Below are 13917 nucleotides of genomic sequence, written 5' to 3' on the forward strand. Positions count from 1 at the left end.
ATTTATCGAAATTAAATTATTTAAATAAAAAAGAGGATAATATGCTCATATAATGAACATATTATCCTCTTTTTAGTAAGGCTAAGATATCGTTATAGTTTACGAATCAATGTATGATTTCTACACTTCTAAGCTACCAGCGGGACCGAAAAATTCAAAATGGATTCTTTCTTGAGGTACGTTCCATTCCAATAGCGCTTTATATATAGCACGCATAAAAGAAGTAGGTCCACAGAAATAAAAGTCTGCGTTAGGATCTGCGACTTCTTGAAGCCAAGCTAGATCCATGTAACCCAATTTATCGAACGTATCGTTTTCTTCAGGTAATTCATAACACACATAGGATGTCAGATGAGAATGGGACTGACTCAATTCCTCTACTGTTCCCTTCATGGCATGTAATTTTCCATTAATGGCAGCGTGGATATAGGTTACCTTGCGTTCAGGCTGCTCCGTAGCTAATGTCTCAAGCATACTTATCATTGGTGTCAACCCAACACCACCACTAATAAGAACTACCGGAATATTCGTACTTTGATCCAGCGTGAATTCTCCAGCTGGGGCGCTCACTTCTATTACAGAACCGACATGAACGGCCTCGTGTAAATAATTAGATACGACACCTGCTGGTTTATCAGTCGCTGCATCTTCACGTTTAACGGTGATGCGGTAATAAGGTTGTCCAGGCGCGGCCGATAGACTGTAATGGCGAATGTGTGTGTATTCCTCACCTTCAGGTTTAACACGTACGGTAATATACTGACCAGGCAAATATGCTGAAATAGCGCCTTGATCCTGAGGAGAAAGGTAGAAGGAAGTAATAAGCTCAGTTTCTTTAATTTTTTGGCTTACAACAAAGTTTCTGAATCCACTCCAACCTCCAGGTGCTTCAGCAGCTTCACGATACTTAGCTACTTCAACACCGATAAATGCATCGGCAATCACACCATAGGCTTTAGCCCAAGCATCCATAATTTCTGGAGTCGCTGCATCGCCAAGTACTTGCTGAATGGCAGCTAATAGCGTCTCACCAACAATAGGATAATGTTCAGGTAATACACCTAATGCACGGTGTTTCTCCGCAATCTGTTTTACTACGGGTAGGATGTTCTCTAACTGATCGATATTGGCTGCCGCAGCAAGTACAGCGTTAGCCAGGGCAGTCTGCTGTTTACCTTGACGTTGGTTAGCGTGATTGAATATGTTCAATAGTTCAGGATGGTTCTCAAATAACATTCCGTAAAAGGCAGTTGTGATGGTCTTGCCATGTACCTGTAATACCGGAACGGTTGATTTTATTATCTCAATAGTTTGTTGATCTAACATATACAACGACCTCTTTCCTGCGATAAAATATTTGCTACTAATTAAGCATATAGAAGGGCAGAGAAAGAAAGTGTGTTTCTAGTCACATGAAAAGTTGATAAAATGTGAACGAAACAAATTTTGCAATGACATTGCTCACAATACGACAAAAAGGTACGAAATATTATGAAAAATTGTAAATCCCTGTTGCACTTGTTGGATAATCAATCCTAGATTAAAAATGCCAAAGTCAATGTGACATCGTTGGTTCACCTGTATCTAATCCATCTTCAGTGACTCTGAGAACAGCGCTTGCCCCTTTGGTGGCATCGTTGAATTGATGCGTTACAATAGGATAATCTCCGGCTTCGTTTACAATGAACTCTACAATCGCACCTCCACTCGCTGGGAGTAAGACTGTTTGTAGACCATACATTATATTTCTCGGATTGCCATCGATATATACACGATCCATAATGGTTCCCACGATATGAAAGGAAGATACTTTATTGGGACCTACATTATTAACATATAATCGAACTCTGTCTCCAACTTTTGCTAACAGAGGATGTTCCTTTAACGTAAAGTCATCTCCATTAAATACGACATACTCAGGATCTCCATCTAAAAAAGCATTGAAATCATGTTCTGCATACCACTCACTTTGAACAATAGTATACTCTCGATCAACTTCATGATCCGTTGGATATCCATCTCGGGGTTCAACGATAATAGAACCATACATTCCATTGGCTATATGTTCTAACACGGGGTCCGTCCCACAATGGTACATGAACACACCGGGCATGTTAGCTGAGTAAGTAAAGGAGCCATGTTCAAGTGGCATAATATCCACAAAATTCTTACTAGGAGACGTCTGAACCGCATGAAAGTCCATTGAGTGTGGCATGTCAGGGTCCATATTATTTAATGTGAAGTTGAGAGTATCTCCTTCTTTCACTCGAATGATAGGACCAGGCACCGTACCGTTAAACGTCCAGGCATTATAGAAAACACCTGAAGAAATTTCGACATTTGTGACTTGCGCAGTCATATTGATTTTAACAACATTTCCATCTCGCACGATGATAGGCTCAACTGGAGGCTGATTCAGTGTTTCTAAAACAGGTTCCTCTTCGATGATAGGGATAGGATTTACGTAGAAACCAGATAAAATAATAGTAAAGCCGATCAAAACAATGATGTATAACTTCCAGTTGAACATGGTAAACAGCCTCCAATTTGAGATAACCATCGCTATTTATAGGGAAATGAAGCTATGACATATATCCGAGATGTTCTTTCGCCTCATCTGACATGAGGCTTGGTGACCAAGCGGGTTCCCACACAACGTCGACTTCGACCGATCGAACATCAGGCAAGGTTTGGAGTGCTCGGGTTACGCCACCAACGATCATATCGTGCATTGGACAACCTGGCGTGGTGAGTGTCATCACTACAGACACATGTCCTTCTACGAATTGTAGATCGTAAATAAGTCCAAGGTCGACAATATTTACTCCTAGTTCTGGATCATATACTTCCTTAAGACATTCTGTAATAGATTCCATATCAAATCCTCCTAAATTAATCTATTTCGTAAATACCTTAGCAATCAGACTTATATAAATGAGTGAACTTAGAGCAAGAACACTTCCTCCAATGGATGTGATCCATGTTTGATTCCAACTTAGGCCTACCAGGAGTATGAACAATGAGCTCACGATTACGATTAATCCAATATGAACATGGCGATCATTGATTAGATCGGACATGGTAGGTATCTTTTTTTTGCCTATTAAAGGACCATACTTTTGTGTCCACCATAGAAAAGGGACAATTTTAGATAAATAAGACAGCAACGTTAGTCCGACCCATCCCCATAAGTACAACCACCCAAGGATAACGATCATTCGGGATTGATGTATCATGTCAGGAATGAAAGGGAAGAGAATAACGATAACGACTCCGATTAGTGTTACAGTATGGGCCAGTGATAGAGACCATTTCATACCTGTTCCGGGATTAGGTTTGTGCCGATGTTGAACAATTTGAGATAGATGAACGGAGTAAGCAACCATGCCTAGTACGATCAATAATGAACTAGACCATGTTAGCCATCCAGGGCCATTGAATAAAAAGGATAGTGCGCCCACAAGTACACCTGCATTCCATAACGCAATGACAACTTTCTGTAGTAACTCCGGATGTCCATGAGATAGATAGAACATAGGAAACATTTTATAACTGAAACCTGTGATAAGCAGACCGAACCAGCCGAAGGCTGCGAAACAGATGTGAGCTCCAAGTAATTGCTCGTGAAAGTCTCCCCACTGATCGAAATAGAAGTTTAACCCCATGAGCATACCTGAGGTTCCTGTAAGTACAAGATAGGTGACAGAACAGGCGACGCTAATGGTGATGGTATTCCACTTTTTAGCACGGACAAGAGTTACGCCAATATTAACAGCAAATAGTAAAATGCCGATGAATGCGAGAGTGGCGAATCCTGCAATCCACATCACCTGCATCGTTTGGAATCCAATGAGTAACCCTGCGGTTCCGATTGTAAAAAAGAAATAATGAACATAGCCCAATTTTTTGCTAAATAAGCTATGGTTCTGCAGTACGACAGGAATGAGCTGATACACAGCACCCATCGCAATCATGGTTGCCCAACCAAGAACGAGCAGATGAACACGGGTCCATCCGATAGGATACCTAGGTCCATCACTAAATACCGTTAGCCACGTTGCCAAATCAAATAAGGAAAAGATCTGAAATAACACAAAACTGATTAGACCTGTAATGATGAATAGAAATGGCAGGCGGAACATGGAGTAAACACCACCTTACTTTTTGTGAATATGAATGATTGCTGACCCGTCGAGCTGCTCTTCGATGTTGTAGTCGTAGCCCAAAGTATTGAGTTCTTCGATAAGGAATACAGGAACCCGATCATTATGAATAACAACTTCGTCCCCGAGAGAAGCTTCTTCAAGTTTTTTTAAAGTTCGTATCATAGGTTGTGGAGGCTCTAATCCGCGGTTATCCAACTTATGGGTCTGAGAAAGAGATTGGGCGGCTGGGCATTCCTCTTCAGGTTGAAAGTCCTCCACACCTAGGTATTCACTTAATGTATCTACCTTGAAGTCGCTGCTCTTATGCAAGAATGTAATGACCCAGTGATCAGACTCTAGCTTCTCAATCTTATGGTTATACCCTTTAGTTTTCATTAATCCAAAGAGAGGAGTCGGTTTAAAGGGGGCGTGTAGAACAAAGATATCTTCCTTGTTTAGTGTTTTTACGGTATCCATGATGAGCTTGAAGGGCTCGATTTTCTTCTTCAAATACGGACGAACATCCAGCTCAACCGTCTGTCCTGTGCGATCCATGTTAACCACTCCTAAAAGTTTTTATAGCGTTACTACTTGAACGAACTTCGTAAAAACTAGCATCGGAAGCATGTACTTAAGTTTTTATAGCGTTACTACTTGAACGAACTTCGTAAAAACTAGCATCGGAAGCATGTACTTAAGTTTTTATAGCGTTACATATTTTTAAATTTCGGGTGGTTGCAGTTGTTTGGCCACATCGTACAAAGCCGCCATCCCACCGTACAATGCATAGAAGAAAGAATCCGGAGCATCCAGTGAGAATGAGTTGTATTGTTTAGGGTCAATGTCTAGCATGAATTCGAATAAAGCGGCACTATCATAAGCGTAGAAACAGAAGTAGGTATATTCAAAAACAGGCATTTTCTCATAAATGGTTACAATATCAGAAGCATATAGGGAAAGATCCCTAGATGCCTCCGTTACCATGATAATTGCATCTTCTAAGCTGACTTTAATTTTTATTGTTTGGGGATCTACGATTGTAATTTCAGCCACATCTACCCACTCCTATAATTTGCTGATTTTGACGCGGAACATGTCTGGTCCTTGTTCGATATATTCCCAAGTGAAAGCACCTGGGTGCATAGATTCGAACTGGAAACGTAGAGGGATTGGATCATGATCGTTTACTAATAACATGGCCTCTGTTGGTTGGAGATCATTGAACGTTTGAAAGATAACTTTGTGCTTTAATTGCGGTGGGTATTCGGTAGCGTTGACGGTGACGGTAATATTGTTCATTTTGAATTCCTCCTGAGAATCATTATCGTTACAAATCCTATTATAGAAGAAAAGGTGACTCGCATCGTGATTATAATCACAATGCTGGGAATGAGATTGATCTACGATTATTTATAGATGATTAAGGTTTGCAAGGGATAAATAAATATGACGGAGGATTCTTTTATGAAGAAGTGGATAAAGATTACTGTTCTCCTAAGCATTATTCTTGTGCTCTTTACAGCATGTGGGAAAGAAGTGAAGGAAGAATCAGAAAAGGGATCTGGTGGAGATACCAAGGAATTCACAATTACGGCTACGTCATTTGAATTCGATGTGAAAGAAATCAAAGTAAATCAAGGAGATACAGTCAAAATAACATTAAAAAATAAGAAAGGATATCATGGGATCAAATTGAAGGGATATAACAAACAAGTACGTCCGAATCATTCCATTTCATTTGTAGCGAATAAAAAAGGCGAATTCGAATATAAGTGTGCTGCTCATTGCGGTGCGGGTCACAATCAAATGGTAGGGAAGCTAATTGTGGAATAAACGATGTTATCTGAAGGCACATGGCTATTATCCTAAACACGGGAATGGAAAAGGCAATATAGAATTATTTTTTTCTGAATTAGCTGTTTAGGAATGCCCTAAATGGTGGTATAATCATTTCAGAACAAATCTAACAAGAGAAAGGATCAGGATACCATGTGTCCCCGAAGGAACATTCCCCAAAGGACGATCTGGAAACGTTATGATCACTCATACACTTAGCTTTTCTCGTAGAGACCCGTCGGATAATTCATGACAAACCTCTGCGAAAGAAGGAAACTAAGTATGCGAAGGACCGTGTCCTCCACCAAGTTTTCTCCCCGTAGAGGGTTGTCTCATTTATGACCAACAATCTACGAAGAAGAGGGAACTTGTATGAGGAAAAGAGAACAACTGCTTTCAACGTTGCAACATACGGCTATACTATTACTTGGAACACTTATTTTAGCTTTTACGTATTATCACATTAACTTTCAGAATCATTTAACAGAGGGTGGATTTGTTGGCTTAGCTCTATTGGGCAAATACGTTTTAGGCCTGCCACCTGCACTAAGCGTACTCGCATTGGATATTCCTGTGATGTTACTTTCGTTATTTCTCAATGGACGTAAATTTCTTGTGAATACGATGATCGCGACTACATCCTTTTCAATCTTTTACGCGTTAGTTGAGCGTTACTCTGTTATGGTTATTGATCTGCATCAGAATTTGTTCATTGCCGCACTCTTGTCAGGATTATTGACGGGATTTGCTACCGGTATTATATTACGTGTTGGTGGCGCAAGTGGTGGGGATGACATATTGTCTCTTCTTATCAGTCGTTGGACTGGTATAAAAGTTGGCACAGTGTTTTTTCTGTTTGATGCGATTGTATTATTATTCTCCCTCTTCTATATGCCTTTAAGAGAGACGTTGTATACCATTCTAGCTGTTAGTATTGCTGGAAGAATGATCACGTTGACTGTGGCTTATGGTACGAAGAAGACTAAGACTAGCCCGGCGTTACCTAAAGGGATTACACCTCAATCTGGTAAGTCGAAGACTGCACAGGTTATGCAAAGTGCGCATTAATGATGTGGGACGATGGAAAGCCCTCTATTACCATAATATAAGTAGTTCTAGGACAGTCTTGTCCGAGCCAAAATAAAAACCACTAAGTTCGTTATTGAACTAGTGGTTTTTTTGGTATCCAGAGGTTATTTAGGATGGTTAGCATCCCATTTCTCCGCCTGTGAGGTTGCTATTGCTATGGCACGCCCTTCTTCGGAACCATCTTCCAATAAGGCATTAGCCATTTCAATAGCTTTGTCTCTGATTCGAGGTTCTAGATTTTTCATAGAAGGGTAATCATTTTTAGTCCAAGGCATAATCATTCCTCCAATAATTAAAAATTATATCTTTATTCTATATTACCCCGTCCATGTTTAATCAAACGATTCGTCATAACTATTGAAATAATGTTATAAAAATGAAGAAAGGTAGCTCCTTTTGAGAAAGAAGCTACCTTTTGATCGTTAGTATATTATATTACTCAAACAAGGTACGGTACTCAGCATACCCTTCTTCTTCTAACTTCTCGATCGGAATAAAACGAAGCGCTGCAGAGTTAATACAGTAACGTAATCCGCTAGGCCCGGGTCCATCGTTGAATACATGCCCTAGATGAGAGTCGCCTTCTTTACTACGAACCTCGGTACGAACCATAAAGTGGCTGGAGTCTACCTTTTCTCGAACGGTATATTCACGAAGAGGACGAGTGAAACTTGGCCAACCGCAACCAGAGTCGTATTTATCAAGTGAACTGAACAAAGCCTCGCCAGAGACGATATCGACATAAATTCCTTCTCCATGATGATCCCAGAATTCGTTGTTGAAAGCGGGTTCTGTACCATTTTGCTGTGTAACGGCATATTGGATCGGGGTTAGACGTTGTTTAAGTTCATCTTTGTTCACGGGTGTTGACCAGTGGGTATCAAGATAATCTTCACGTCCCGAACCTTTACGGTAGCGCTTATAATGTCCAGGATTCTTCTTATGGTATCCTTGGTGATATTCTTCAGCCTCATAGAAAGGGCCTGCGGGCAGAATTGGAGTTACGATTGGTTGGTCAAAACGTTGACTCTGCTCTAAAGCTTGTTTAGATTGTTCCGCTAGTTCACGTTGCTCTTCGGTATGATAAAAGATAGCAGTTCCGTAGGAACTTCCTCTATCGTGGAATTGTCCACCGGCATCGGTAGGATCAATCTGTTGCCAGTATAGTTCAAGCAACTTGTCATATGGGAACACGCTAGGATCGTAAGTTATTTGGACTGCTTCTACATGTCCTGTTGTATGTGTGCATACTTCTTCATATGTTGGATTCTCTGTATGTCCACCTGTATATCCGGAGACGACTCTTATAATGCCGGGAAGTTCCTCGAACGGACTTACCATGCACCAGAAGCATCCACCAGCAAAAGTAGCCTTTTCATTAGTTGTTGATTGAGAGTTGCTCATGAAATCACTCCTTTTCTTTGACTGTAAATGATATAAGTCACTTCTATTATAATTCATTTGCTTTCCATAACCAAGAACTCAACCTAGTGACTACTTGGTTTGCTAAGGGTTATGCTTTGTTCTTTTGTTTGTACACAAGGAGTATTATGCCGATCAAGGATAGATATCCTAGTATTAGGATAATGGACATGTAGGGTTTAGTTATTAGGTTACCGCCCAAATAAGCATATAATATAATGCCTGGAATTTTCCCGAGACCTGAGGCGAAGGTGTATGTCCACAAAGAAATAGATGCGACACCCGCAAATACATTCACCATCATCTGTGGAACGATAGGTAATATTCGTGCAATGACAATAGCCATAAAAGGATGGGTCTCTGTCATCCGAGTGAAGGATTGGATAGAACGTCTTTTGTCCAAATAACGTCTTCCTTGCTCGCGAAAAGCATATCTTACAATGCCATATGCAATGACTGCAGCGAGAGTAGTACCAGACCAAGCGATAAGAGATGCCCATAGGGTACCATAAGCATATCCCAGCACAGCGATGATCACTTTGTATGGAATGATCGGGAAGAGGGCTAACAATGTCGCCATGAGAATCAGAGTGGTTAGTGAGTCATTATTGTTCATCCAGTCCCAAATGGTGGATTTATACATAAATGCTACACCTAATATGAGCACATAGGCTAACGGTAGCAATAGTTTCTTCATAAGAAGTCCTTTCTGTGAAAAGGTTTCATTGTGTATCATACCAATTTGGTGTAATAAAATGATAGTCCCTTCTGATAAAGTCTTCTTAAATACAATGGTTTGCTATAATATAGAAAGTATACGGTTTTATATTGGTTTAGAAAGGTTGAGAAACATGGAAGAGGACTACGATAGAACTGCAGCACTATCTTTGGAAGAACAAATTAAGAAAAGCTATCGTGAAGACGAGGATATGATGATATTGGTTTTTGCCCAATGGTGTATTAACCACAGTATTGATCCAGAGGAACTATACAGCGAAGCGTATCCGCATCAACCACATAATGAACGATTGTTAAAAGTACTAGAACTTACCGTATCCAAGGAAGAGGCAGGAGATATTCCAGACGATACGTTGTTAGGCGTGCTCTCGCTTTTCGGAAATCATGATCTAGCCTTTGTTGTTACGGAAGCTATAAGTCGAAGACCCTAAGGTATACTAATACTGATACTCAAAGATTCATAATTATTTACTTATATGAACATCTAAACAAGTGGAACCTATGCAGAGATGGGATGAACCACTTGTTTATTTGTTCCATAGGTACATTGTAATTATTTCAATTGATCGCGATTAGCAATACGAAATTGCTTAGGAGACATGTTGAATCGTGCTCTGAACACCCGATGGAAATAAGTGTAGTTAGCGAATCCTGAAGTTTCCGCTACATTCTCAAGAGACATTGGGCTGAATATGATCCGCTCTCGTGCCATGTCTAGTTTTACGTCAAGGGTATATTGCATGATGGTAGTACCGAACGTTTCCTTAAATAAGTGAACAGCACGGGAGATACTAATGCCGACATGCGTCGCGACATCGTCTAACTTGAACATATGGGAAGCGTTCTCTTCAATATAGTGTTTGATTTGATATGCTAAATAAGTCTTGTGTGTAGTCGTTGGCTGTTCTTTCAATTGACGATCTACTTCTAGGCATAGAATTCTCATATAGTACCCTGAAATTTCTGGATAGGGATTCTCCATACGACGTTGCTCAAGTACAATCTGCCGAATTAAGCTCAAAAACCCCTCATTAAGAGGTAAATGCATACGTGTAGGCCGAACTTGAGAGTTCCACCATTTATCTATCCATTGGCCTCCAAAGAAAATATGGTAATCTCCACTTTCGATCGTTAATTCGCCAATTGAATTGATTTCATTATCAATTTTTAATTCGTAAGGTTCAGATGGGGAGTAAAGAAGTAGATCACCTGTCTCGATCATACCTAACTTTCCATCATATCGAGCGCGACAACGTCCATCGGTTTGAAAGCGCATCAAGTAGTTGTTTACGCCGTCTAATTGTGAAGTGTAGAAAGGTTTCCTATGAAAGGAGAATCCTGCTGCGTACACTTGACATGAATCTTCGGGAATCATTCTTCTGTTCTCCTTTTATATCTGACGAATAGTCAGGACATCTGCATTAAATGGTTTGGTCTAGTATTTATATAAAAATAATGACCAGATTGTTCATGTTTTAAGCATATTATTCATTTTAATATAAACGAATTCAGAATACCATGTAACTAGATAGATTGAGCTAGAGTTTCACATCCTCACAAGGAGAGAGTGCGGCCTCATAATATAGTTGAATTTATATAGGTGACATGGCTTCACTGGGTTTGTTTCAAAGGAGTGACATATAGTGGAAAGAATGAAAGCCGGTATTATTGGTTGTGGTAACATTAGCGCCGTGTATCTAGAGAATTTGAAGAATAGTCCTGTCGTAGAAATTGTTGCTTGTGCTGATTTGATCAAGGAACATGCTATGAAGAGAGCTAAAGAGTATGGTATTGCAAACGTATACACTGTAGAAGAGATGTTAGCTCATCCTGATATCGAATTCATTGTTAATTTGACTCTTCCAGCTACACATGCCGAGATTGATATAGCTGTGTTAGAAGCAGGCAAACATGTGTACGGAGAGAAGCCATTTGCGACTACTTTGGAAGATGGCAAACGAGTGTTGAATCTCTCTAAGGAGAAAGGCTTACGTGTTGGGTCAGCTCCAGATACATTTCTAGGATCAGGGATTCAGACAGCCAAACAAGCCATCGATGATGGACTTATTGGCAAGCCGATTGCTGCAACATGTTTCTTGATGGGAAGAGGTCCGGAAGGGTGGCATCCGTCTCCAGAGTTCTTTTACGCACCTAGTGGAGGGCCATTGCTTGATATGGGACCCTATTATTTAACAGCATTAGTGGATATGCTTGGTCCAATTCATCGTGTCAGCGCTTCAGCGGGTGCACAAATTCTTAATCGAGTGATAGGGTCTGGCCCTAAAAGTGGAATGCCAATTCCAGTTCAAACACCAACACACTATTCAGGAACGCTCGATTTCGTGAGTGGTGCGATGGTCACTATGATTATGAGTTTTGATATACCAGGTGGATCTGATCTACCTTGGATGGAGATATACGGTACAGAAGGTACGCTAGTTGTACCTGATCCTAACTTTTTTGATGGTGATGTGAAATTACGTCGTAGAGGTGAAGAGCAGTGGGAATGGCTTACACCTGTATTTGCGAGTGAACACAACGAACGAGGACTTGGTGTTTGTGAGATGATTGAATCCATTCGTGCAGGACGTGACCACCGAGCGAATGGAAGATTAGGATATCATGTACTTGAAGCCATGTACGCGTTCCAGAAATCTTCCTTAGAAGGAAGACACATTAGTCTGGAGAGCACTTACCAGTACGGACACGTGCCAGAATTGGCATCTGAATCAGTGTATTAATTCCTTTATATAATACATCCAGAATACTAAAACCATATTAACCAATTCCAAACAGAGGTGGAGTAGTCAATGTTACAATTAGGATTACAACTGTATACAGTCCGCGAACAAATGGAGCAAGATTTCGAAGGAACACTGAAAAAGGTAGCCGAATTAGGTTACAAAGGTGTAGAATTTCATGACTTTTTTGGACATAGTGGTACTGAAGTGAAGAAATTGTTGGATGAGAATGGTCTTGTCGCTATCGGTACACACACGCAATATGTCAGTATGTTAGAAGATTTAGACTCTATTATTACGTACAATAAAGAAATTGGTAATAAATATATTATTGTTCCTTTTTTGTCTGAAGAACAACGCAAATGGGATGAAGTTTTTGCCAATCTGAAAGTGCTTGGTGAAAAGTGTAAAGAACAAGATATGGTACTTATGTATCATAACCATGATTTTGAATTCACTGAATCTTATCGCGATGGCCAGACCGTATTTGATGCAATGTATGAAGAAGTACCTGCATCATTACTCCAAGTTGAAATGGATACATGTTGGGTACACTTTGCAGGGTACGAACCTGTTGAATATATTCATAAGTATGCGGGTCGGTTACCGATTGTACACTGGAAAGATGTAACAAGACAAGAGGATGGATCGGCACAGACCGTTTCATTTGGTGAAGGCGAAGTGGATTTGGCGGCTGTTGCTGCAGCTGCTAATGAAGTAGGAGCAGAGTGGATTGTTGTAGAACAAGATGTTTGTCAGAATCCACCATTTGATAGTATTGCTACAAGTATGAAATGGGTAAAAAATTATGCGAAAAACGGGGGACCTATAAATGTCTAAGCTTCTAAGAATTGGGATCATTGGTTGTGGAGGTATTGCAAAAGGGAAACATATGCCGAGCCTTGCAAAACAATCTACGGGAGAAATGGTTGCTTTTTGTGATATCGTACAAGAACGCGCTGAAGAAGCTGCTAAGAAATATGGTGTTGAAGGTGCTAAAGTCTATACAGATTTCCGTGAATTGCTTAAAGATGAAAGTATAGATGTTATTCACGTATGTACACCTAATGACTCTCACTCTGTAATTACCGTTGCTTCTTTAGAAGCAGGCAAACACGTCATGTGTGAGAAACCAATGGCCAAAACAACAGCTCAAGCTAAAGAAATGCTTGAAGCTGCGAAACGTACAGGAAAAAAACTTACGATCGGATATCAAAATAGATTCCGTGATGATAGCCAATACTTAAAACAAATGTGTGACAATGGTGACCTAGGTGACGTGTATTATGGTAAGGCTCTAGCAACTCGTCGTCGCGCAGTTCCTACTTGGGGCGTGTTCCTAGATGAAGAAAAGCAAGGTGGAGGGCCTTTGATCGATATCGGTACTCATGCACTAGATTTAACATTATGGTTAATGGATAACTATAAGCCGAAAAGTGTTATGGGTTCAACGTTCCATAAGCTTGGACATCGTGAGAATGCAGCGAATGCCTTTGGTCCTTGGAATCCGGAAGAATTCAAGGTAGAAGATTCCGCATTCGGGTTCATTACGATGCAGAACGGAGCTACCATTGTTCTTGAAGCTAGTTGGGCTCTGAATGTACTTGATTTCGCTGAAGCACAGACTATACTTGCAGGTACAGAAGGCGGAGCAGATATGAAAGATGGTTTGCGTATCAATGGTGAGAATTTGAGCCGTTTGTACGAGACTAAGGTTGATTTAGGTGCTGGAGGAGTTGCTTTCTACTCGGGAGAAACAGAAGGTGATGCAGATCGTGAAGCGAGATTATGGTTGCAGGCGGTTATTGATGATACAGAACCTGTCGTTAAGCCAGAGCAGGCGTTGGTCGTAACCGAAATTCTAGAAGCTATCTATGAGTCTGCTAAGACAGGTAAAGCTGTTTATTTTGAATAAAACAATGAGAAGAGCAAATAAGGAGGGGTTA

17 protein-coding genes are annotated in these 13917 nt (G+C 40.5%); 6 read left to right on the forward strand and 11 right to left on the reverse strand.

All coding sequences use genetic code 11. The features are described from left to right. Window positions 1-120: 120 nt before the first annotated feature. The 7 genes from hmpA to AC1D69_RS01505 all read right to left on the reverse strand — a co-directional run bounded on the left by hmpA (window position 121) and on the right by AC1D69_RS01505 (window position 5444). Entirely contained in the window at window positions 121-1326 is a 1206-nt protein-coding gene (gene hmpA, locus AC1D69_RS01475) for an NO-inducible flavohemoprotein (RefSeq protein WP_495454371.1), read from the reverse strand. A gap of 229 nt (window positions 1327-1555) precedes the next feature. Next, the gene (locus AC1D69_RS01480; RefSeq protein ID WP_495454372.1) at window positions 1556-2530 is read right to left on the reverse strand and encodes a multicopper oxidase domain-containing protein; all 975 of its coding nucleotides are present in this window, start codon (window positions 2528-2530) and stop codon (window positions 1556-1558) included. A gap of 52 nt (window positions 2531-2582) precedes the next feature. After that, the gene (locus tag AC1D69_RS01485; RefSeq protein WP_495454373.1) at window positions 2583-2876 is read right to left on the reverse strand and encodes a metal-sulfur cluster assembly factor; all 294 of its coding nucleotides are present in this window, start codon (window positions 2874-2876) and stop codon (window positions 2583-2585) included. Between the two features lie 21 nt (window positions 2877-2897). Next, window positions 2898-4142, reverse strand: coding sequence for a hypothetical protein (locus AC1D69_RS01490; protein ID WP_495454374.1), 1245 nt, complete (start codon window positions 4140-4142; stop codon window positions 2898-2900). A gap of 15 nt (window positions 4143-4157) precedes the next feature. After that, on the reverse strand, window positions 4158-4700 hold the full coding sequence (locus AC1D69_RS01495) for a DUF2249 domain-containing protein (RefSeq protein WP_495454375.1): 543 nt from the start codon (window positions 4698-4700) through the stop codon (window positions 4158-4160). Between the two features lie 165 nt (window positions 4701-4865). After that, a complete protein-coding gene (locus tag AC1D69_RS01500) occupies window positions 4866-5198 on the reverse strand; it encodes a hypothetical protein (RefSeq protein WP_495454376.1) in 333 nt (110 codons plus the stop codon). Between the two features lie 12 nt (window positions 5199-5210). Beyond that, the gene (locus tag AC1D69_RS01505) at window positions 5211-5444 is read right to left on the reverse strand and encodes a DUF2249 domain-containing protein (RefSeq protein WP_495454377.1); all 234 of its coding nucleotides are present in this window, start codon (window positions 5442-5444) and stop codon (window positions 5211-5213) included. Window positions 5445-5609: 165 nt separating this feature from the next. Between AC1D69_RS01505 and AC1D69_RS01510 the strand changes: the two genes are divergently transcribed. Continuing rightward, a complete protein-coding gene (locus AC1D69_RS01510) occupies window positions 5610-5978 on the forward strand; it encodes a cupredoxin domain-containing protein (protein WP_495454378.1) in 369 nt (122 codons plus the stop codon). Between the two features lie 375 nt (window positions 5979-6353). After that, the gene (locus AC1D69_RS01515; protein WP_495454379.1) at window positions 6354-7049 is read left to right on the forward strand and encodes a YitT family protein; all 696 of its coding nucleotides are present in this window, start codon (window positions 6354-6356) and stop codon (window positions 7047-7049) included. A gap of 125 nt (window positions 7050-7174) precedes the next feature. Here AC1D69_RS01515 and AC1D69_RS01520 read toward each other — a convergent pair whose 3' ends face one another. The 3 genes from AC1D69_RS01520 to AC1D69_RS01530 form a co-directional block, all read right to left on the reverse strand. Next, window positions 7175-7345, reverse strand: coding sequence for a DUF2188 domain-containing protein (locus AC1D69_RS01520; protein ID WP_495454380.1), 171 nt, complete (start codon window positions 7343-7345; stop codon window positions 7175-7177). 160 nt (window positions 7346-7505) lie between these two features. Then, a complete protein-coding gene (gene msrA, locus AC1D69_RS01525; RefSeq protein WP_495454381.1) occupies window positions 7506-8474 on the reverse strand; it encodes a peptide-methionine (S)-S-oxide reductase MsrA in 969 nt (322 codons plus the stop codon). Window positions 8475-8583: 109 nt separating this feature from the next. Next, window positions 8584-9228 (reverse strand): TVP38/TMEM64 family protein, encoded by a 645-nt coding sequence (locus AC1D69_RS01530; protein WP_495454382.1) that lies wholly within the window; start codon window positions 9226-9228, stop codon window positions 8584-8586. 115 nt (window positions 9229-9343) lie between these two features. Between AC1D69_RS01530 and yxiS the strand changes: the two genes are divergently transcribed. Continuing rightward, the gene (gene yxiS, locus AC1D69_RS01535; protein WP_495454383.1) at window positions 9344-9661 is read left to right on the forward strand and encodes a protein YxiS; all 318 of its coding nucleotides are present in this window, start codon (window positions 9344-9346) and stop codon (window positions 9659-9661) included. Window positions 9662-9783: 122 nt separating this feature from the next. Here yxiS and AC1D69_RS01540 read toward each other — a convergent pair whose 3' ends face one another. Continuing rightward, window positions 9784-10605 (reverse strand): helix-turn-helix transcriptional regulator, encoded by an 822-nt coding sequence (locus AC1D69_RS01540; RefSeq protein WP_495454384.1) that lies wholly within the window; start codon window positions 10603-10605, stop codon window positions 9784-9786. A gap of 268 nt (window positions 10606-10873) precedes the next feature. Here AC1D69_RS01540 and AC1D69_RS01545 point away from each other — a divergent pair, with 268 nt between their 5' ends. The 3 genes from AC1D69_RS01545 to AC1D69_RS01555 all read left to right on the forward strand — a co-directional run bounded on the left by AC1D69_RS01545 (window position 10874) and on the right by AC1D69_RS01555 (window position 13886). Then, complete coding sequence (locus AC1D69_RS01545; RefSeq protein WP_495454385.1) at window positions 10874-11971, forward strand: Gfo/Idh/MocA family protein; 1098 nt, start codon at window positions 10874-10876, stop codon at window positions 11969-11971. 69 nt (window positions 11972-12040) lie between these two features. After that, window positions 12041-12811, forward strand: coding sequence for a sugar phosphate isomerase/epimerase family protein (locus AC1D69_RS01550; protein WP_495454386.1), 771 nt, complete (start codon window positions 12041-12043; stop codon window positions 12809-12811). Next, complete coding sequence (locus tag AC1D69_RS01555; RefSeq protein WP_495454387.1) at window positions 12804-13886, forward strand: Gfo/Idh/MocA family protein; 1083 nt, start codon at window positions 12804-12806, stop codon at window positions 13884-13886. The genes AC1D69_RS01550 and AC1D69_RS01555 overlap by 8 nt, the downstream gene beginning before the upstream one ends. The last annotated feature ends 31 nt before the right edge of the window (window positions 13887-13917 follow it).

It is taken from the genome of Paenibacillus sp. Y301 (assembly GCF_059445505.1).

Bases quoted from the DNA above. Each gene is read 5' to 3' on its own strand.
- hmpA (WP_495454371.1), bottom strand. From the start codon at position 1,326: ATGTTAGATCAACAAACTATTGAGATAATAAAATCAACCGTTCCGGTA.
- AC1D69_RS01480 (WP_495454372.1), bottom strand. From the start codon at position 2,530: ATGTTCAACTGGAAGTTATACATCATTGTTTTGATCGGCTTTACTATT.
- AC1D69_RS01485 (WP_495454373.1), bottom strand. From the start codon at position 2,876: ATGGAATCTATTACAGAATGTCTTAAGGAAGTATATGATCCAGAACTA.
- AC1D69_RS01490 (WP_495454374.1), bottom strand. From the start codon at position 4,142: ATGTTCCGCCTGCCATTTCTATTCATCATTACAGGTCTAATCAGTTTT.
- AC1D69_RS01495 (WP_495454375.1), bottom strand. From the start codon at position 4,700: ATGGATCGCACAGGACAGACGGTTGAGCTGGATGTTCGTCCGTATTTG.
- AC1D69_RS01505 (WP_495454377.1), bottom strand. From the start codon at position 5,444: ATGAACAATATTACCGTCACCGTCAACGCTACCGAATACCCACCGCAA.
- AC1D69_RS01510 (WP_495454378.1), top strand. From the start codon at position 5,610: ATGAAGAAGTGGATAAAGATTACTGTTCTCCTAAGCATTATTCTTGTG.
- AC1D69_RS01515 (WP_495454379.1), top strand. From the start codon at position 6,354: ATGAGGAAAAGAGAACAACTGCTTTCAACGTTGCAACATACGGCTATA.
- AC1D69_RS01520 (WP_495454380.1), bottom strand. From the start codon at position 7,345: ATGCCTTGGACTAAAAATGATTACCCTTCTATGAAAAATCTAGAACCT.
- msrA (WP_495454381.1), bottom strand. From the start codon at position 8,474: ATGAGCAACTCTCAATCAACAACTAATGAAAAGGCTACTTTTGCTGGT.
- AC1D69_RS01530 (WP_495454382.1), bottom strand. From the start codon at position 9,228: ATGATACACAATGAAACCTTTTCACAGAAAGGACTTCTTATGAAGAAA.
- yxiS (WP_495454383.1), top strand. From the start codon at position 9,344: ATGGAAGAGGACTACGATAGAACTGCAGCACTATCTTTGGAAGAACAA.
- AC1D69_RS01540 (WP_495454384.1), bottom strand. From the start codon at position 10,605: ATGATTCCCGAAGATTCATGTCAAGTGTACGCAGCAGGATTCTCCTTT.
- AC1D69_RS01550 (WP_495454386.1), top strand. From the start codon at position 12,041: ATGTTACAATTAGGATTACAACTGTATACAGTCCGCGAACAAATGGAG.
- AC1D69_RS01555 (WP_495454387.1), top strand. From the start codon at position 12,804: ATGTCTAAGCTTCTAAGAATTGGGATCATTGGTTGTGGAGGTATTGCA.